The following is a 19,891-nucleotide window of genomic DNA, read 5'->3' on the forward strand; positions in this document are numbered from 1 at the left end:
GCGGTATGTTCACAACGTTTAAGGCATATCTCAAAGCCGGGGTGAGAAACCCGAGCATCGTCTTCTGGGTGCTGGCCTTTCCTCTCATCATGCTGGTGATGTTCCATCTCATGTTCAGTGATATCAACGATCTGATCCACGTCGACCCGCAATCCATGGCCGTGGCCGAGGACTCAAACTGGAGCAAAACGGCCGGAGCCGAACAGGTAGTCAAGGCACTCGCGGGTGAGCAGGATGCGGATGGCAAGAGCCAAGCCAAAGGCAAGACGTCGAAAAACGACAATGAAAAGCTGATAACCATCAAACAGGCATCCGGGGTTGCCGACGCCAAACGCATGGTGGCCGACGGCAAAGCCAAAGGCTATCTTTATGTAGACGATTCGGGAGCACTGCATATGGCGCTCGCGGATACGACGGTGAATTCCGGCAATCAGGCCGTTTCGATGAGCGTGACGGCATTGGATTACGCGTTGCAGCAATACAACGAGACCGGCCGCGTGGTTACTGCGATAGCAGCCAAGAATCATGCCGTCATGGCGAACCCGCAGGTCAGATCGAGTATCGGTTCGTCGGATGGGTTCCTGCAACACGTAAGCGTGACGAGTGTCAAGCCGCATCGTTTCGCGCGCTACTATTTCTCGCTGCTCGGGATGGCCTGTCTGTTGGGCATGACCGTATCCATCAACCTCATCACGCTCACCCAGGCGAACCTTTCGGCGCTTGGTGTGCGGGCCAGTGTCTCGCCGCTACCGAAGATCAAGCAGGCGATCGCCACGCTTATGGCTTCGTGGGTGCTTTCCTTTGCTTGTATGCTGATTGCATTCCTGGCGATGCGCTACGTCATCGGTATCGGCATCGCCGGACGGGAACCGGCAGCGGTGCTTGCGGTCGCGGCATCGACCTTGATGGCAAGCGCGTTGGGACTGGTCATCGGTGCCATTTCGAAACTCTCGAAGCGCGCCAAATTGAGTCTGAGCACGGTGCTCACCTGCTTCCTGTCGCTGTTTACCGGCCTGTATGGCACCGGCGCGATGGCGCTAGGGGATAGGTTGCGGCAGAAAGCGCCCGTCATCGCGCAGCTCAACCCCGCCCGACAGGTGAGCGACCTGTTCTACGACCTATTGTATTACGACAATTACCGTCCGTTCTATATCGGACTGGCCATCATGGCCGCCACCACGGTCGTCTTCGTTCTGATCGTCGTGGCGATGCTGAGGAGACAACGTTATGAACATCTGTAAAGCCGCTCTCACCGTAGCAAAACGGCACCGAACCTATATCCTCTTCTACCTAGTGGCGCTCAGCCTGGTCATGACGGCCATTCTGTTCCAAAGCGTCTCCGACACCCACGGCTCGGCGTCCACATATTCGCCGGACCAGTCGCGCGTGGCGGTTGTCGACAGGGACGGTGGCGACGGCGGCATCGCGACCGGGCTGAAGGATTACTTGGGGCAGACCAACACCGTCGTGCACGTCGACGACAACCGCCGCGCGATGCAGGACGCCATGGCCACTGATGCCGCAGACGCCATTTATGTGGTGCCAAAAGGTTATATGCGCGATTTCGCAGATGCAGTATCCGCCGGCCAAACTCCCAAACAGCTCAGTGTGGTCATCACGCAAGGCGAGCCGCAAGATCTTTCCGAGACGAAGGTATCGACGTTCCTTTCCAATCTGCGAACGGCATATCTGGCTGGAACCGCGGCAAAAGCCGGGAATTCGCATGTGGCTGCGACTGAAACGAATGGGATGGGTGTTACCGGTGCAAAGTTTTTGCCCGCCTCGAGGCCGGCCAATTTTTCCTCGATCGAGACCTATCCAACGGCTCTTACGGCGACAAAGGCTTCCACTGGGGCCTCTCAGAGAGATGAATCCGCAATCATGCATAGCGCCGTCCGTGAGGTTGTGCGTGCCGGCAATTCTGCCAAATCAGACGCCCACGTCTCCGTCGTTTCCACACACTACGCCTCTGGCAATGCCTCGGCAACTCTGGTATTCGGTCGTTCGCTTTCGCTGGGTTCCTATCCGATCGTCACGTCCATGATCGTGGTCATCGCCATGGTGATCGGTGCCTTCACCGTCGAATCGACCCGTCGGCGCATGGAGGTGTCTCCGGCTTCTTCGCGTGCCGTTGGCCCCGGTCTGCTGGCGGCATGCGCGGGCATCGGGGTACTAGTGACCATTTACTATCTCCTGCTCTCACTGGGCGTGACCGCCATCATGGCCGGTTCGCTTGCGGGTCTGACGCTCCGGCCGGTTTTATTGGCGACGTGTTCGATGGCCATTTATGTGTTCTTCGGCATTTCGATAGGTTTCGTGCTTGGTCGCCTCGCTGTCTCAACCACTGCCGCCAACGGTCTGGCCAATGTTCTTGGCCTCGCCATTGGTTTCACCTCCGGTGCGTGGTCGTTCGGTTCTTCGGTGATGACCGGTCCGGTGGCATTGATCGGCAAGTTGTTGTGCGGTCGTTGGTACCTCGACGCCATCGACCGAGCGATGGGACTGGGAATTTATGCGGGCGGCACATCAAGCCTGGCTGGCTGGGCTTCGTCAACTGGCATGGTCGCGCTCTTTGCGGTCGCCCTCGTATGCGTAGGCCTTGCTGTGGGCTCTCCAAAGCGGCATAAGGAGAGAAACCGTTCCTGAAAGCGGTTGACGATATGCCGATAGGCTCGGCAACGACTCGATGAAATCCCTTCCGGCGAACGTCTGGAAGGGGTTGCCACTAGGGTAGTGGGCTATGTTCGAGGTTTATATTCATGTGCCGTTTTGTTACCGCAGGTGCGGATACTGCGATTTCAACACCTACACGGCCGTCGATATGGGCGGGGGTGCGTCGCGCAGCAACTATGCGAACCTTGCCATAGACGAGATGCGTTTGGTTAAGGCATGGCAGGAGCGGCACGGGATTGATGAGCCGGAGGCTTCGACGGTGTTCTTTGGGGGAGGGACACCGACGCTGCTGCCTGCAGAAGATCTCGGTCGGATGCTTCATGCGGTCAAGGAAACATGGGGCATTGAAACCGGTGCGGAAATCACGTCCGAGGCCAATCCCGACACGGTTGACGAACGATATCTGGAAACGTTGGCGCAAGCTGGATTCACGCGTATTTCTTTCGGTATGCAGTCAGCCGTACCTCACGTGTTGAAAACCCTCGACCGCACGCATACCCCGGCCAATGTGACAGCAGGGATTAAAGCCGCGAACAATGTGGGCTTGCGCTCCAGTGTCGACCTTATCTACGGGGCTCCGGGAGAAAGCATGGATGACTGGCGCAAGTCCGTCGAAACTGCCATCGAGCTCGGCGTGAACCACATTTCGGCCTACGCGTTGACGGTCGAACCCACTACGAAAATGGGCCGACAAATCAAGGCCGGAACCATCGCCAAACCCGATGACGATGATGAAGCAGCCAAGTATGAGATTGCCGATGACCTGTTTAAACAGTCTGGGTTGCAGTGGTACGAAATCTCGAACTGGGCACGTCCCGGTTATGAGAGTCGTCACAATCTGGGCTACTGGCGCAACGTCGATTGGGCCGGCATCGGCCCCGGAGCGCATTCGCACTACCGCACGTCGAACGTCGGCGCGTGGCAGAAACATGCGGTTTCCGGCGCTCGCGATATTGATGAAGACGGATTTAGAAAGACGGATTCCGCTTCTTCGGGCGGCAACAAGACCAATGGTGAGGTGAATGTTGACGGCCGGTCTGGAACCAAGCAAAGGCGTGGGGATGGCCAGCTCAATGTTTCAGATGACGTGCAGTTCGATGCCGCTCAGTTCGGCGTGCGGGCTTGGGATATCGCTCACCCGCGCAAGTGGGCCGAAGCGATGCATGCCGGCAACGTGCCGTGGCAGGGAAGCGAGGCCATCACGCACGAGGAAAACCTCGAGGAAACGGTGATGCTCGGGTTGCGTCTGCGCGAAGGACTCGATATCTCGAGAATCGAACAGGCTTCCGGACGTGTCGTGGACCGTGGAAAACTCAACGAGATCAAGCAATCAGGCTTGATAGAAATCCACGAAGATAACCGCATTGTCCCGACATTAAAAGGTCGTCTGCTCAACGACACCGTCATCGAACAGGTACTTGATATCTGCGGTTGGTAACCGAATAATTAGACGAAAGTTTCGTCAGCTATTCGTCAACCCGACAAGCGATGTCCACGATGTGGAAGATTTTGTCTGAAAATGGACGTTGACACATTTCTGACATCACGTACCGATAATCTATGAGAGCACTCGTAACAGAGTATCGGTTATCAGAAGCTAGAGGTGATTGTGGTGACGCTTAAGACCCCACTCGATTTGACGATTCATCGCCCGCAAGGTATGTACGACCCGGCGGCAGAGCATGATGCGTGCGGTGTCGGCATGGTCACCACTTTGAATCGTCGGCCGGAACGCAAGATCGTCGACGACGCCATCGAGGTGCTCGTCAATCTGAACCACCGTGGAGCGGTGGGAGCCGAGGAGAACACCGGTGATGGTGCCGGAATCCTTATGGCCATGCCTGACGAGTTCATGCGTTCCGTTATCGAAGCGGATTTGCCGGAAGCCGGTCATTATGCAGCAGGCATCGCCTTCCTTGACCGTGATCTGGCTACGGCCGGCGAGCAGAAGCGTCAGATTGCCGATATCGTGGCGCAGGAAGGGCTGAAGGTCCTCGCATGGCGCACGGTTCCGACCAACCCGGACGGGCTGGGACTGCAGGCATTGGCCTCCATGCCGGCGTTCGAGATGCTGGTCATGGCTTCGCCGAAATCCGAAGGAGAAAGTTCGCTGGGCGGTCTCGAACTTGACCGCAAGGCGTTCCGCGTCCGTAAGCGCGTCGAGCACGAGGCCGGTGTCTATTTCGCTTCGCTTTCCGCGCGGACGATCACCTACAAGGGCATGCTCACCACGATGCAGCTCACGAACTTCTTCCTGGATCTCAACGATTCCAAGATGAAGACGACCATCGCCATCGTTCACTCGCGCTTCTCCACCAACACCTTCCCGAGCTGGCCGCTGGCCCAGCCGTTCCGCCTCATCGCGCACAACGGCGAGATCAATACCATCCAGGGCAACCGTAACTGGCTTTCCGCTCGTGAAGGCAAGCTCAGTAGCAAATTGTTGGGGGAATTCGAACCGCTTCTACCGGTGGCGACGCCGGGTTATTCCGATTCCGGTACATTCGACGAATGTCTAGAATTGCTGCATCTCGCTGGCCGTAGTCTGCCGCACGCAGTGTTGATGATGCTGCCGCCGGCTTGGGAGAAGGACAAAACCCTTGATCCCGACGTCCGAGCGTTCTACGAATACAACAATTCCCTGATCGAGCCTTGGGACGGCCCGGCCGACATCATCTTTACCGACGGCACATTGGTTGGCGCGCAGCTCGACCGCAACGGCTTCCGTCCAGGACGCTGGCAGATCACCGACGACGGTTACGTTGTATTGGCCAGCGAGGCCGGTGTGCTGCCAGAGACCGAACAGGAGCATATTGTCGCCAAGGGTCGGCTTGAACCGGGCAAGATGTTCCTTATCGATACCGCTGAAGGTCGCCTTGTGCCCGACAAGGAAATCAAGCACCAACTTGCTACGCAGCATCCCTATCGCCAATGGATTGAAGGTAACGCCGTTAGTCTCAGCGACCTTCCGGCACGTGAGCACGTCCGTCATTCCAACGTTTCCGTCGTCCGTCGCCAGCGCGCGTTCGGCTATACGCAGGAGGACCTGAAAATCCTGTTGCGGCCGATGGCCAATACCGGCAAGGAGCCGATCGGAGCGATGGGCAACGACACCCCGCAGCCTGTGCTTTCCAGCCACAGCCGTATGCTGTTCGACTATTTCACGCAGAAATTCGCGCAGGTCACCAACCCGCCGCTGGACTGGGAACGCGAGGAGATCGTCACGTCGCTGGCCTCGGCCATCGGCCCGGAACCGAACCTGCTTGAGGATCTGGAACTTTCCGCCAAGAAGATTGTCATTCCGAATCCTGTTATCGACTCTGACGAGATGGCGCAGCTCAAGCGCCTCGACCGTGCCAAAATTCTCGGAGGGTATTACAAGCCGTTTGTCGTTCATGGTCTTTATCAGGTAGCCGGAGGCGGTAAGGCGCTTGAAGCTCGCCTTGATGAGATTTTCGACGAGGTCGACCAGGCCATCGCTGACGGCAAGAACTTCATTGTGCTTTCCGATCGCGATTCCAACCACACATGGGGTCCGATTCCCTCCTTGCTGCTTACTAGCGCGGTGCAACACCATTTGCTGCGTATGCACACCCGCACGCAGGTCTCCATGGCCGTTGAGGCCGGCGACGTCCGCGAAATCCATCATGTCGCGCTGCTCATCGCCTACGGCGCAGCCTGCGTGAACCCCTACCTCGCCTTCGAATCCATCGAGGATTTGGCACGTGGCGGATTCCTCGACGTTGACGCCAAAACCGGCGTCGAAAACCTGCGTAAGGCGCTTTCCGTCGGAGTCCTCAAAATCATGAGCAAGATGGGCGTCTCCACCATCATGAGCTACCGTGGTGCCCAGCTCTTCGAGGCAGTTGGCTTGAATCAGGACGTTATCGACAAATACTTCACTGGCACCACCTCGCGCGTCGGCGGCATCGGTCTTGATGAAATCGCCGAGGAAGTCGCCGTTCGTCATCGTGTCGCCTATCCGAACCAATGGACGGCGACCCCGCACCGCAGGCTGCGCATCGGCGGCCAATACAAGTGGAGAAGAACCGGCGAAGATCACCTGAACGACCCGGAATCCGTATTCCTCTTGCAACAGGCCACCCAACGCGGCGACTATGGCTTGTTCAAGAAGTATTCCGAGCATGTCAACGACACGTCCAACAGGTTGATGACCTTGCGCGGATTGATGAAGTTTACCGGCAACCGCAAGCCGATTCCGATCGAGGAAGTCGAACCGGAAAGCGAGATCGTCAAACGGTTCTCCACCGGCGCGATGAGCTACGGTTCCATCTCGCAGGAAGCGCACGAAACGCTTGCCATCGCGATGAACTCGATAGGGGCCCGTTCTAATTCCGGCGAGGGCGGAGAATCCGACGACCGTATCGAAGACCCGCTGCGTTCCAGCCGTATCAAGCAGATTGCTTCAGCTCGTTTCGGGGTGACTAGCGACTATCTCGTCCATGCCACCGACCTGCAGATCAAGCTCGCCCAGGGTGCCAAGCCCGGCGAGGGCGGCCATCTGCCAGGTGCCAAAGTACCGCCGTGGATCGCCACTGTACGCCATGCCACGCCCGGCGTTGAACTGATTTCGCCGCCGCCTCACCATGACATCTACTCCATCGAGGATTTGAAGCAGCTCATTTACGACGCGAAGATGGCTAATCCCAAAGCCCGCATCCATGTCAAACTCGTTTCCGAATTCGGCGTCGGCACCGTGGCGGCAGGCGTGGCCAAATGCCATGCCGACGTGGTGCTCATCTCCGGTTCCGACGGCGGCACGGGCGCGGCTCCGTTGAACGCCATCAAGCATGCCGGCACTCCTTGGGAGATCGGTCTTTCCGAGACCCAGCAAACGCTAATCTTAAACGGCTTGCGCTCCCGCATCGTCGTGCAGTGTGACGGCGAGCTCAAGACTGGCCGCGACGTGGTCATCGCTGCGCTGCTCGGCGCCGAGGAATTCGGTTTTGCCACCACCGCGTTGATGGCCGAAGGCTGCGTCATGATGCGCGCCTGCAACCTGAACACCTGTCCGCAAGGCATCGCCACCCAGGACCCGGAGCTGCGCGCACGCTACACCGGCAAACCCGAATATGTTATCAACTTCTTCATGTTCATCGCTCGCGAGGTGCGCGAACTCTTGGCACAACTCGGTTTCCATAGCCTCGAAGAGGCCGTCGGGCACGTCGAATGCCTTGATCAGGATGAAGCCGTGGAACGCTGGAAGTCCAACGGCGTCGACCTTTCCAACGTCCTTGCCCAGTCCGGTCCAACACCTGGGACGATTCTGCATCAGATCATCAAACAGAACCATGAACTCGATAAGGCGATGGATAATGAACTTATTGACCTTGTCAAGCCCGCACTGGATAATCGCGAGCCGGTGCGTCTCGATCTGCCGATTCGCAACGTCAACCGCACCGTCGGCACGATGGTCGGTTACGAGATCACCAAGCGCTACGGAGCCAAGGGCCTGCCCGACGACACCATCGACATGACCCTGCGCGGTTCCGGCGGCCAGTCCATCGGCGCGTTCATTCCTCGCGGCGAAACGCTGCGCATCTACGGCGAGGTCAATGATTATGCGGCCAAGGGTCTTTCCGGCGGGCGCATCATTGTTCGTCCCGAAGACGGGGCGCTGAGCTTCGATCCGCACACCAACGTCATCGCCGGCAACGTCACCGGTTTCGGTGCAACCAGCGGCGAAATGTATGTCGCCGGACGAGCGGGCGAACGCTTCGCGGTCCGTAACGGCGGCGCGACGTTCGTCGTGGAAGGCGTGGGCGACCACGGCTGCGAATACATGACCGGCGGCACCGTGGTGGTACTCGGCCCCACCGGACGCAACTTCGGCGCTGGCTTCTCCGGAGGTCACGCCTACGTGCTCGATCTTGATATGAACAAGGTCAATCCGGGAGCCGTCAAATCCGGTTCGTTGCTCTTCGAAGCCTTGGACGACGACGAAGCCCAGCACGTCTATCAGATGGTCAAGAAACATGCCGAAGAGACTGGTTCCGCCTTTGCGCAAAGTCTGCTTGACGATTGGGAGCAGACACGTTCGCGCTTCACGCACGTGGTGCCCAAGCAGTTCGTCGCAATGAGCGCGGCCATGGACGAGGCCCGCGCCAACAACGTCGATTTCAACGCGCCTGGAGCCTGGGATAGTATCTACGAGCATGTGATGGAGGGAGTGGACTGATGAGCGACCCCAAAGGATTTCTGAAAGTACGCACGCGCCACGAGGGGCAGGACCGTCCGGTCGCCGAGCGAATCCACGATTGGAAGGATGTGCACGCCCAGTCCGGTTTCCAGCCTTGGACCAAGGAACAGGCCGCACGCTGCATGGACTGCGGCACACCCTTCTGTATGACAGGATGCCCACTTGGCAACATCATCCCGGACTTCAACGATCTGGTCCGTCAAGGACAGTGGGATGAGGCGTATCAGCGGCTTTCGATGACCAACAATTTCCCGGAAGTCACCGGCCTGATCTGCCCGGCGCCTTGCGAGCAGGCCTGCGTTTTGGGCATTCACCAGCCGCCGACCATGATCAAGGCCGACGAGCAGACCATCATCGACCAGGCTTGGAAACTCGGCTATGTCAAGCCGATGCCTCCGCAACGCCTGACCGATATGACCATCGCCATCGTCGGATCCGGCCCCGCCGGTCTCGCCTGCGCCCAGCAGCTGACCCGTGCCGGCCACACCGTCGTCGTCTACGAACGCGACGACGAAATCGGCGGCCTCATGCGTTACGGCATCCCGTCCTTCAAACTCGACAAGCACCTGATCGACCGCCGCATCGAGCAGATGGAAGCCGAAGGCACCGTGTTCCGCACGAATATGGAAATCGGCAAGGACATCAGCTGGGACGAGTTGCGTTCGCGTTACGATGCCGTGGTCGTCGCCATTGGTTCCGGTGTCCCACGTGACGTCAACGTGCCCGGCCGCGAACTTGACGGCATCCATTTCGCCATGGACTTCCTACCCGATGCCAACCGGCGTTGCGAAGGCAAGGAACCGGTCAACAATATTGACGCCAACGGCAAAAAGGTCGTCATCATCGGCGGCGGGGACACCGGCTCCGACTGCCTCGGCACCGCCATCCGCCAAGGTGCCATGAGCATCACGGTCCTGCAGATCAACCCCAAGGAACCAAGCGTTCGTCCGGACAGCCAGCCTTGGCCGACCTACGCGCGTCTTTACCAGCCCACCACTTCGATGGAGGAGGGCGGCACCTACGAATACAACACCGATACCGTCAGCTTCACCGGCATCGAGGAAGTTTCGGAAACCGAGCGTGTCACGCTTGACGACACTGGTCTGGCTAGTGGTTTTGTAGCCGACGAATTCGGTCACATCACCGGGGTCAAGGTTGTCGACGTCAGACGCAGTGAGGACGGCAAACGCGAGCATATTCCCGGAACCGAGCGTGTCATCGATGCCGATTTGGTGCTGATTTCCACCGGTTTCCTGCATCCTGACACCTCGACGCTGCTCAGCCAGCTACCAGTCGAGCTTGATCAACGCGGAAACGTTGCCCGAAGCAAGCAATTCGAAACCAGCCAGGACGGCGTTTTCGTGTGTGGTGACGCTGGCCGTGGCCAAAGTCTCGTGGTCTGGGCGATAGCCGAAGGACGCAGTTGCGCCTCCGCCGTCGACCGCTTCCTCAACGGTACCACCGAACTTCCGGCCCCGATCGTCTCTACCCAAAAGCCGATGGCACTTCCGAGGGTCTGAGCTTTCTAAGGTTTCGAGTTCTCAAAAATCCATGTGCGAATCGCTTGGCAGGGTTCGGGCTAAAATCAGAGCAGAATGAAATTCACTGCTGAAAGGAATCGAGATGCCGAATCGCGCCGAACGCAGGGCCCAGGCCAAGCGCAACCGTCAGGGAGTGCCACAACCGAATCAGCCGCAGAACCGTGGCCGTGGCGGTCTGATCGACGAGTACTCGTTGCAGGAGCGCAGTCGTCGCTTGGAAGAAAGCGGCGACACGGAGTGGAAGCCCAAGGCCGAGAAGCTTTCGGCGCCGGCAGAAAACCTCGACCCGAACTACAGCGACCCGAAAGTCATGAAGGCGCCGCATTCGCTGCATCAGTGGTTCCGGATTGCCAGTTGGACGCTGATCATTCTTTCCGGTATCGCCTTCGCGATCCTCATGTGGGTTCCCAAGCATCCGATGTGGCTGATTCTGACCGTTTCCATCATCTTTGTGGTCGGTGTGCTGAGCCTCTTCTTCACGGCCGGGAACTACCATCACAACCCCAACCTAGACTCTAACGGCACCGCGATTTAATGAATGTCGTTGAGCAGCAAACCGTTAGTGAAAAGTGATAGGCGCATAAGGTTGATTGACGCGTATGAAGATTGATTTGCTGACCCGCGAATATCCGCCGCATATCTACGGTGGTGCCGGCGTGCACGTCGAGGAATTGTCGAAAGTGCTCGCGGAGCGTGCCGACGTTACGGTACGGGCTTTTGACGGCCCACGGAAACCTGACGAGATTCCCAAGGTGCCGGGCGGCAGTTTGCGTGTGGTCGGCTATGATATACCGACCGAATTATCACAGGATAATATGGCTCTGCAGACTTTCGGAGTGGATCTGCAAATGGCCAACGATGTAGATGGGGACATCGCGCATGCTCACACGTGGTATGCGTGCCTGGCCGGTCGCTTGGCCCAGCAAATGCACGATATCCCGCTCGTCGTCACCGCCCACAGCCTCGAACCGTTCCGTCCTTGGAAACGCGACCAACTCGGCGGAGGCTATAACCTGAGCTCCTGGGCGGAACGAGACGCCTTCACCCACGCCGACCGAGTCATTGCGGTCTCCGAAGGAATGAAGCAGGACATCCAGACCGCCTATCCGTCCATCGACCCGACGAGAATCGCTGTGGTCCATAACGGCATCACCGTCGCCGATTTCGAGACCCCAAGCCCTGACGACCCGGGCTGGAAGGTCTTCGAACGCTATTATATCGACCGTAGCAAGCCTACGCTGCTCTTCGTCGGCCGGGTCACCCGACAGAAAGGCCTGCCGTATCTGTTGCGGGCCCTCCATTTAATCGACAAAGATATTCAGGTTGTGCTATGCGCCGGCGCTCCGGATACCGAGGAACTTGGCAATGAAGTGCGTTCCTCGTTCGCCGAACTCAAAGCTGAACGCGGCAATGTCATCTGGATCGAGGCGATGCTGCCGCGTTCTGAGCTCAACGCGTTGGAACATGGTTGCAGCGCCTTCGTTTGCCCAAGCATCTACGAGCCGCTCGGCATCGTCAACCTTGAGGCGATGGCCTGCGGTCTGCCGGTGATCGCCAGCGCTACCGGCGGGATTCCGGAAGTCGTGGTCGACGGGGTGACCGGTTATCTCGTTCCGATAGAGCAGAAGCGTGATGGCAGCGGCACGCCATTACATCCTGATGATTTTGTGCACGATATGGCAGCCGCAATCAACCGCCTTATGGAAAACCCGCAGCGGGCCAAGGAGATGGGCAAGGCCGGCTTCAGGCGTGCGCGCGACCAATTCAGCTGGGAACGCATTGCCGACGAGACCATGGCAGTGTATCGTCAGGTCCTGCGTTGAGAGTCGTAAGACGTATTTGGCCTTATGGCTTGGAAATGTTAAGTTTGATAGTGCAGAAGGCATTGGTCTACCGTGTTTTGTCGCCAATCGATGAACACGCTAGGATAACCAGGAAAGGTACGACATGTTTCAATATGTGCTGTACGCAATAATCGCTGTCGTTTTCATCGTGGCGACGGCCTTGTGCCTTTCCGCGAAGTTTGGCAAAGACAGGACGTTGCATACCCTCAAGATCGTCGTCGGCTGCTGTCTCTATTTCCTGGCCCTCATTCTCCTGGTCGCAAGTTTCCTCACCTGAATTCGTCTTCCTGCCTTTCCGCGTCTTCGCCACAATATGGAATGGTGCCATTTTCGTCGGTTATTCCGGATTAGTCTGTGAGAACAAGGAAAATCGCGCAACAGGGCGCACGGCCACGATGAAGGGATGAAGATGGGCGAAGCTGTTTCGGCGTTGAAACTGAGCAATGTGGAATTTCGTAGGAATCGCCGCGTCATTTTGACCGACGTCAACCTCGACTTGAAACGTGGCGAAAAATGGGTGCTTTTCGGCCCGAACGGCATCGGCAAATCCAGTCTTGTGGCCATGATGGCGACCCGCGGGTTCCCTTCCGTCGGCACTGTCGATATCCTCGGCAACCGGCTTGGCAAGGTCAACGTCTTTTCCTATCGCAACCGCATCGGGCTGAGTTCGGCGGAATTGTCGCGTTCGTTCCCCAACGAGGAAGATCCGCTTGACGTCATTTTGACGGCGCTAACCGCCACCACCGGCCGGTGGCGTGAACAGTTCACCCAGACCGATTACGACAAGGCCCATGGGTTCATGGCCATGTTTGGCATCGAATATCTCGAAGGCAAGCAGATGTTCAAGCTTTCGGAAGGCGAACGCACCCGAGTCTTGATTTGCCGGGCGTTGATGGGCGACCCCGATCTGCTGATTCTTGACGAACCGACCACAGGCCTGGATTTAGGTGGTCGCGAACTTGCGCTGCGAGCGTTGAGCGACATTGGCCGACACGACACTGAGAGAACCGTGCTTTTGGTGACGCATCGCCTTGAAGAGATTCCGCAGGGCTTCGACCACGTCGCCATCATGGGCCGCATGGCAGGCAACGAGACCGACGCCCACGCTGACAACGTCGCTGGTGCCGACCCACAGCCAGGCACCATCATTTATACCGGTGACCTTGAGCACGGCTTCACCGCCGAGCGTCTGAGCCATATCTTCGGTCTGCCGCTCAAGGTGACTCACGATCAGGGCCGCTGGTCGGCCTACGCCATCGATGACGACTGATTCCGATAACATTTTATTGCTGCAATAAAGAAGAAAGGGACAACAATGAAGGTCCTCCTGTACAACATCCGCCCCGAAGGACAGGATTACGTCGACGAATGGATGAAGAATCATCCCGAAGACGAGCTGGTGACGACGCCGGATGATCTGACGCTTGAAACGGTTGATATGGCCAAAGGCCACGGTTATGACGCCGTCAGCATGCAGCAGGTTCCCGATGTCGTCGAAGAGGAAATCTATAAAAGACTGATCGACTACGGCATCCACCACATCGCGCTGCGTACGGTCGGTTTCGATATCCTCAATATGGATTACATCAAAAAGTATCATTTCCTGGTCACTCACACGCCGGCTTATTCGCCGCGCGCGGTCGCCGAAAACACGCTTGCCTCCACCATGTATCTGCTGCGCCATTACGGCAAGATTCTCGGCAACGAGCGTAAATGCGATTTCGTGCGTGTTTCCGAGGAAATGAGCGACGAGATTTATCACAAGACCGTCGGCATCATCGGCGTCGGCCGCATCGGTTCCGCCGTGGCCGAGCTCTTCCACGCGTTGGGCGCCACCGTCATCGGCAACGATCTGATTACCAACGCTGCCAACGATGCCTTCCTCGAATACACCGATTTCGACACCGTGGTGCGCGAGGCCGATATCCTGACGCTGCACACACCGCTTGAGCCTTACATGGTCGGTATGATCGGTGCCGAGCAGTTCAAGATGATGAAGGACACGGCGTTCATCGTCAACCAGGCGCGTGGCCCGCTTATCGACACACAGGCCCTGGTTGCGGCGCTCAAGAATCACGAGATCGCCGGCGCTGCCATTGACGTTTTCGCCGAGGAAACCGGGCTGTTCATGAAGCGGTTTGACAACGAATCGCAGCTACCGCAGTTCTATCGCGAGCTTTCGGCGATGGATAACGTCATCATCACCCCGCATTCCGCCTTCTACACCAAGACTTCCGTGCGCAACATGGTCATGCACAGCATGACCGACGTCAAGCGCGTCACCGAAGGCAAGGAGCCAGTGTACAAGCTGAACTACTGAGCTGGTTTTTCATATCCAAAAGGAATTTAAGCATATAATAAGTCGATTTTTATGCTTAAATTCCTTTTCGTTTTGTTGAGATCCATCGAGACGACGTGAGAACATAAGGCAAGATGTTGGTGAAAGGTTTCTGCCAGCCACCAGCCGTCAGTTTGTGTTACGTGGATAATAAGGAGCGGGTATGCCGAGACGTGGGGCGTTGCAAGCGGGGGAGAAGGTCCAGTTCACGGACCGCAAGGGCAAGAAGATCACCGACCAGCTTGTCGTCGGCGGCACCACCCAGACCGACCACGGCATCATCCTGCACGACGACGTCATCGGTTCGACTGAAGGCATCGTTGTCACCACCGTCACCTCGAAGCGAGAAGCACAGATAAGCGGCGGCACACCCGGTCACGACAAACCCAAGCCTTGGAAGGCTGCGCGTGCCATCGGCGGCTGGGATTACGCGGTCATGCGGCCGAGGCTCGCGGACTATGTGCTTTCCATGCCGCGTGGCGCACAAATCATGTATCCGAAAGACATCGCCCAGGTCATCCAGCTCGGCGACATCCGTGCCGGTCTCAACGTGCTGGAATCCGGTGCCGGCAGCGGCGCGATGAGCCTCAACCTGCTTGATGCAGTGGGGGAGTCCGGCCATCTGACCACCATCGAGATGCGTCCCGAATTCGCCAAAATAGCCGAGGCCAATGCGACGCTCTATTACGGAAGGCGCCCGCAATGGTGGGATTTGCTAACCGGCGATTTCGATTCTGTTGCCGGAAAATTAGCAGAAAAAATCCAATCTTCATCATCTTCTGATTCAAACGGTGGAGATGATTTGAATTCAGATTATGCGCCCCAACCCTTTGACCGGATCGTGCTCGACATGCTTGATCCATGGAATCGGCTGGAACAGGCCTATCGTGTCATCGCGTCCGGCGGTGTGCTGATTGCTTACATCACCACGACCACGCAGATGTCGCGCTTCTGCGAGGCGTTGCGTGAAGCCGGTTGCTGGACGGAACCGGAAGTGCAGGAGACGTTCGAGCGTACGTGGAAGGCGCAAGGTCTTGCAGTCCGTCCTGACCACCAGATGATCGGCCATACCGGTTTTCTTATCGTTACCCGAGCCATGGCTGCTGGCTTTGAAGCTCTTCGCAAGCGTGACCGCGCCACCAAAGACACCGTCACCGACATTGATTCTCTGACCGACGAACAGCAGGCCGAGCGTCTTGCCGATCTGGAACTCCGTGACATCAGCGACCGCAAGCTGCGCAAGGTTCTGCGCGACCTCGGCGACCAATTGCGCGAGATTGAGCCGAAAGCAATGAGCTGTAAGCGGTAATCAAAAATAAAAACAAAGTCTTTTTGTTCCTGACGCAGTAAATATTTAATTTCTCTAGAATTGATATATAAACGCAATCTATAACGACACCTTAAGTGGCTTGATGCCCTTTGAACGGGATTTTTTGATAAGATTTTGATAGTCGTCTGTCAACTTCTGGAGGAATTATGTCTGCTCTCACATCGGTTTCCGGCTTCCCGCGCATCGGGCGCGACCGCGAATTAAAAAAGGTTATCGAAGGCTACTGGAAAGGCAAGTCCAGCCTTGATGACGTGCGCGCGACCGGCAAGCAGCTGCGTGCCGACCATTGGAAGCTGCAGGCCGAAGCAGGCGTTGACCTCATCCCCAGCAATGATTTCAGCTACTACGACCAGATGCTCGATACAGCTATTCTGCTTAACGTCATCCCGGAACGTTACCGTCGTCTCTCCTTCGAGAACGCCGAGGATACGTTGTTCGCGATGGGCCGCGGCTATCAGGGGCCGGAAGGTGACGTTACCGCGCTGCCGATGAAGAAGTGGTTCACCACCAACTATCACTATCTGGTTCCCGAAATCGACGCATCGACTGAGATTAAGCTCAATTCCACCAAGCCGTTCGACGAATTCAACGAGGCCAAGGAGCAAGGCATCGTTACCAAGCCGGTGCTGATTGGACCTTACACCTTCCTCAAGCTGGCCCGCAATCCGCAGGCCGAAGATCTGGAGCTCGACCGTGGCCTGGTCGATGCGGTTTCCAGTGTTTACGCCGAAATCCTTCGCAAGTTCGCCGAACTCGGTGCGCAATGGGTGCAGCTCGATGAACCTTACTTGGTGCTTGACAAGGAAGACGGCGACACTGAGCTCTTCAAGGCCCTTTATTCCGCCATTTTGCCGGCACGTTCCGGCGCTGATGGCAAGAACGTCAAGGTGCTGCTCAACACTTACTTCGGCAACATCGCCGACATCTACGAGACCGTGAACTCCTTCGGATTCGATGGTGTCGGCCTCGATCTGATCGAAGGACGCGATGAGAACCTTGCCGCCATCGAGAAGTATGGTGTCTCCGAAAACACGACGATTTTCGCCGGCGTCATCAACGGCCGCAACATCTGGCGCAACAACTACGCGCAGAGCCTCGGTCTGATTGATGCGCTGAAGACCAAAACTAACAACGTTGCGGTTTCGACGGCTTCCTCGCTACTGCATGTGCCGTTCAGCACGGAAGGTGAGACCGGGCTCAAGCCGGAAGTACGCAAACATTTTGCCTTCGCTGTCGAAAAGCTCAGCGAACTGGTCGATGTCGCCAAGTTGGCCGATGATGACGACACGTTGCGTAAGGAATCGCAGATTCTGGCCGCTAACCAGGCGCTCTTCGACGGCAGCCGCGTGGCCCCTGATCAGGCCGTGGCCCAGCGTCTCGCCTCGCTGACCGACAAGGACTTTGTGCGTCAGCCGGCCCGCGCCGAGCGCCGGAAGCTGCAGCACGAGGAACTCAACTTGCCGGAACTGCCAACCACCACCATCGGTTCCTTCCCGCAAACCCGTGAGATCCGTTCCATGCGGGCAAAGGCTCGCAAGGGTGAAATCGACCAGAAGACCTATGACGGTTTCATCGCCGGCCAGATCGACCAGGTTATCGCCCATCAGGAGCAGATCGGCCTCGATGTGCTGGTCCATGGCGAATTCGAGCGCAACGATATGGTCGAATACTTCGGCCAGCACCTGAACGGTTACCTCTTCACGAAGAACGCGTGGGTACAGTCCTATGGCACCCGTTGCGTCAAGCCTCCAATCGTTTGGGGCGACGTTTCGCGCGCAGAGCCGATTACGGTGCGTTGGAGCAAGTACGCCCAAAGTCGTACCAAGCACGTCGTCAAGGGCATGCTCACCGGCCCGGTCACCATCTTGAACTGGTCCTGGCCGCGCGAAGACATCAGCAACGAGCTGCAGACCCAGCAGCTTGCTCTGGCCATTCGCGACGAGGTGCTCGACCTCGAGGCCGCCGGCATCAAGGTCATCCAGATTGACGAGGCCGCGCTGCGCGAGAAGCTGCCGCTGCGTCGCTCCGACTGGCACAAGAAGTACCTCGATTGGGCGATTCCCGCCTTCCGCCTGGTACATTCCGCCGTGAAACCGACCACGCAGATTCACACCCACATGTGCTATTCCGAGTTCAACGACATCATCAAGGACATCGACAACATGGACGCCGACGTGATTTCGTTCGAAGCTTCCCGTGGTGATCTTGTCGTGCTTGACGCCATCCACGATGCTCACTTCGAGACTGAGGTTGGCCCTGGCGTCTACGACATCCATTCGCCGCGTATCCCGTCCACCAAGGAACTGGTCGACCGCATCCACGCCATTTTGAAGAAAGCCGACCCCAGCCGGGTATGGATCAACCCCGACTGCGGACTCAAGACCCGCGGCAACGAAGAGACCTGGCCAAGCCTCGAGCATATGGTCGAAGCCGCCAGGACCGTTCGCGCCGAACTGGCGAACGATTCTCAGAGCTCGCGCAACTAAGTAAGTATTGAAGTACTATCAACGTGTGGCCGGCATCAAGCAACAGCAAACGATGCCGGCCACACGATTTGTCACAGGAGACAGCCATGCATTCGCCGATTTTCTCGCTTGAGGTATTCCCGCCAAAGCCGCATTCCCCGGTAGGCGCCATCTACGATGCGCTTGACGGGCTTCAGGGTTTGAACCCCGATTTCATTTCCGTTACCTACCGTCACGGCACCCATGCCGATCGGGTCAAGACGGCCAGAATTGCCCATGCCATCAACTATGACTATCACATTCCGGTCGTCGCCCATCTGACGGCACTGTATAGCAGCAAGGCAACGGTGGATGAGGCTTTGGGTCTCTACCGTGAGGCCGGTGTCTTTGGCGTGCTGGCGTTGAGAGGCGATTACGTCGAAGGCAACGAACCTTGCGGGGATTTCGAACATGCCAGCGATTTGGCTGCCTATATCCGCGAGCACGACCCCGATATGCAGATCATGGGCGCCTGCTACCCGGAATGTCATCTCGAGTGCTCCTGCCTGGAAGATGATGTCGACAACCTCAAAAAGAAGGTGGATGCCGGCGTCACTCACCTGATCACCCAGCTTTTCTACGACAACAACGATTTCTACCGTTTCCTTGATCTTGCGCGTGCCAAGGGCATCGATGTGCCGATCGAGGCTGGAATCATGCCCGTACGCAGTGTCAAATCCATCAACAACATGACCAAGCGCAACGGTTCCAAGGTTCCACCGGCCGTGCAGCGCATGGTCGACAAGTGGGGCGACGATACGCCCTGCCTGCAACAGGCCGGCATCAATTACGCCTCCGAGCAGATTGCCGATCTGGTGGCGCATGGCGTCGACGGCATTCATCTCTACACGATGAACCGTGCCGCGCTGGCCCGTCGAATATGGGCCAACGTCGAGCCGTTATTTGGAGTCAAGGAATAATATCGAAACGGATAGATCGGTTTCATTGAAAAGCGGACCGGATTCGTTCCGTTGTAATCAGGTGCTACATTGCTTTCGTGAAAATCAGGCTCAGGAATTACCGGAATCAGTCTCGTTGAAAATTTGGCCCGAAATTACCGGAATCAGTGGGTATGCTTGTGCTTCTTGCCATTCTTCTTTTTGGGCTTACGGTTCTGGGCCGGTTGGGGTTTCGGTTTTTCCTCAACTTTCGGTGCCAACATCGGGAATTTCGCGATAATCCATTGGTGGAGCGGAGGTATTTTTGCCAGGGCGAACCCAGCTATGGTGGAAACGATAATCGACCAGGATGATATATCGAGCTTGTTGTAGATCAGCAGAAAGAACACGACGACCAGAATGATACCGGCCCATTGTTGGAAATGATTTTGCCAGTCATTCAATTTGTTGGTGAATGCTGGCATGGCTCCGACGATAAGCCCGGTCGCCAATCCTGCGATGCCCACAATAATCGCAACAACGATGTCGATGGTTCCCAATGT

The 19,891-nt window shown here is 57.2% G+C and carries 14 protein-coding genes; 13 read left to right on the forward strand and 1 reads right to left on the reverse strand.

Translation table 11 applies throughout. The annotated features are described in order from the left end of the window. Positions 1 to 5 precede the first annotated feature (5 nt). The 13 genes from OZX72_RS04390 (at position 6) to metF (ending at position 19,370) form a co-directional block, all read left to right on the forward strand. Positions 6 to 1,241 (forward strand): ABC transporter permease, encoded by a 1,236-nt coding sequence (locus OZX72_RS04390; RefSeq protein WP_277159189.1) that lies wholly within the window; start codon positions 6 to 8, stop codon positions 1,239 to 1,241. After that, positions 1,228 to 2,646 (forward strand): ABC transporter permease, encoded by a 1,419-nt coding sequence (locus tag OZX72_RS04395; protein WP_277159190.1) that lies wholly within the window; start codon positions 1,228 to 1,230, stop codon positions 2,644 to 2,646. The genes OZX72_RS04390 and OZX72_RS04395 overlap by 14 nt, the downstream gene beginning before the upstream one ends. Positions 2,647 to 2,740: 94 nt before the next feature. Then, entirely contained in the window at positions 2,741 to 4,111 is a 1,371-nt protein-coding gene (gene hemW / locus OZX72_RS04400) for a radical SAM family heme chaperone HemW (RefSeq protein ID WP_277159191.1), read from the forward strand. A gap of 174 nt (positions 4,112 to 4,285) precedes the next feature. Then, entirely contained in the window at positions 4,286 to 8,872 is a 4,587-nt protein-coding gene (gltB, locus tag OZX72_RS04405) for a glutamate synthase large subunit (protein ID WP_277159192.1), read from the forward strand. Further along, positions 8,872 to 10,413 (forward strand): glutamate synthase subunit beta, encoded by a 1,542-nt coding sequence (locus OZX72_RS04410; protein ID WP_277159193.1) that lies wholly within the window; start codon positions 8,872 to 8,874, stop codon positions 10,411 to 10,413. Before gltB ends, OZX72_RS04410 begins: the two co-directional genes overlap by 1 nt. 103 nt (positions 10,414 to 10,516) lie before the next feature. Further along, on the forward strand, positions 10,517 to 10,969 hold the full coding sequence (locus tag OZX72_RS04415) for a Yip1 family protein (RefSeq protein WP_277159194.1): 453 nt from the start codon (positions 10,517 to 10,519) through the stop codon (positions 10,967 to 10,969). Positions 10,970 to 11,033: 64 nt separating this feature from the next. Further along, positions 11,034 to 12,257, forward strand: coding sequence for a glycogen synthase (gene glgA, locus OZX72_RS04420; protein ID WP_277159195.1), 1,224 nt, complete (start codon positions 11,034 to 11,036; stop codon positions 12,255 to 12,257). Positions 12,258 to 12,381: 124 nt separating this feature from the next. After that, positions 12,382 to 12,555 carry a hypothetical protein gene (locus tag OZX72_RS04425; RefSeq protein ID WP_277159196.1) on the forward strand — a complete coding sequence of 58 codons (174 nt, stop codon included), beginning with the start codon at positions 12,382 to 12,384 and terminating at the stop codon, positions 12,553 to 12,555. A 132-nt stretch (positions 12,556 to 12,687) separates the two neighbouring features. Further along, positions 12,688 to 13,548 carry an ATP-binding cassette domain-containing protein gene (locus tag OZX72_RS04430; protein WP_277159197.1) on the forward strand — a complete coding sequence of 287 codons (861 nt, stop codon included), beginning with the start codon at positions 12,688 to 12,690 and terminating at the stop codon, positions 13,546 to 13,548. A gap of 45 nt (positions 13,549 to 13,593) precedes the next feature. Continuing rightward, entirely contained in the window at positions 13,594 to 14,598 is a 1,005-nt protein-coding gene (locus tag OZX72_RS04435; RefSeq protein ID WP_277159198.1) for an NAD(P)-dependent oxidoreductase, read from the forward strand. Between the two features lie 181 nt (positions 14,599 to 14,779). Beyond that, positions 14,780 to 15,925, forward strand: coding sequence for a tRNA (adenine-N1)-methyltransferase (locus tag OZX72_RS04440; RefSeq protein ID WP_277159199.1), 1,146 nt, complete (start codon positions 14,780 to 14,782; stop codon positions 15,923 to 15,925). A gap of 167 nt (positions 15,926 to 16,092) precedes the next feature. After that, positions 16,093 to 18,432, forward strand: a complete 2,340-nt coding sequence (gene metE / locus OZX72_RS04445; protein WP_277159200.1) for a 5-methyltetrahydropteroyltriglutamate--homocysteine S-methyltransferase — start codon at positions 16,093 to 16,095, stop codon at positions 18,430 to 18,432. Positions 18,433 to 18,518: 86 nt separating this feature from the next. After that, positions 18,519 to 19,370, forward strand: a complete 852-nt coding sequence (metF, locus tag OZX72_RS04450) for a methylenetetrahydrofolate reductase [NAD(P)H] (protein WP_277159201.1) — start codon at positions 18,519 to 18,521, stop codon at positions 19,368 to 19,370. A 143-nt stretch (positions 19,371 to 19,513) separates the two neighbouring features. Here metF and OZX72_RS04455 read toward each other — a convergent pair whose 3' ends face one another. Continuing rightward, a complete protein-coding gene (locus tag OZX72_RS04455; RefSeq protein WP_277159202.1) occupies positions 19,514 to 19,888 on the reverse strand; it encodes a hypothetical protein in 375 nt (124 codons plus the stop codon). Positions 19,889 to 19,891 lie beyond the last annotated feature (3 nt).

It is taken from the genome of Bifidobacterium sp. ESL0769, from assembly GCF_029395495.1.
GTDB lineage: Bacteria > Actinomycetota > Actinomycetes > Actinomycetales > Bifidobacteriaceae > Bifidobacterium.

Excerpts from the sequence above, each read along its gene's own strand:
- OZX72_RS04390 (WP_277159189.1), top strand. The coding sequence starts at position 6 with ATGTTCACAACGTTTAAGGCATATCTCAAAGCCGGGGTGAGAAACCCG.
- OZX72_RS04395 (WP_277159190.1), top strand. The coding sequence starts at position 1,228 with ATGAACATCTGTAAAGCCGCTCTCACCGTAGCAAAACGGCACCGAACC.
- hemW (WP_277159191.1), top strand. The coding sequence starts at position 2,741 with ATGTTCGAGGTTTATATTCATGTGCCGTTTTGTTACCGCAGGTGCGGA.
- OZX72_RS04410 (WP_277159193.1), top strand. The coding sequence starts at position 8,872 with ATGAGCGACCCCAAAGGATTTCTGAAAGTACGCACGCGCCACGAGGGG.
- OZX72_RS04415 (WP_277159194.1), top strand. The coding sequence starts at position 10,517 with ATGCCGAATCGCGCCGAACGCAGGGCCCAGGCCAAGCGCAACCGTCAG.
- glgA (WP_277159195.1), top strand. The coding sequence starts at position 11,034 with ATGAAGATTGATTTGCTGACCCGCGAATATCCGCCGCATATCTACGGT.
- OZX72_RS04425 (WP_277159196.1), top strand. The coding sequence starts at position 12,382 with ATGTTTCAATATGTGCTGTACGCAATAATCGCTGTCGTTTTCATCGTG.
- OZX72_RS04430 (WP_277159197.1), top strand. The coding sequence starts at position 12,688 with ATGGGCGAAGCTGTTTCGGCGTTGAAACTGAGCAATGTGGAATTTCGT.
- OZX72_RS04435 (WP_277159198.1), top strand. The coding sequence starts at position 13,594 with ATGAAGGTCCTCCTGTACAACATCCGCCCCGAAGGACAGGATTACGTC.
- OZX72_RS04440 (WP_277159199.1), top strand. The coding sequence starts at position 14,780 with ATGCCGAGACGTGGGGCGTTGCAAGCGGGGGAGAAGGTCCAGTTCACG.
- metE (WP_277159200.1), top strand. The coding sequence starts at position 16,093 with ATGTCTGCTCTCACATCGGTTTCCGGCTTCCCGCGCATCGGGCGCGAC.
- metF (WP_277159201.1), top strand. The coding sequence starts at position 18,519 with ATGCATTCGCCGATTTTCTCGCTTGAGGTATTCCCGCCAAAGCCGCAT.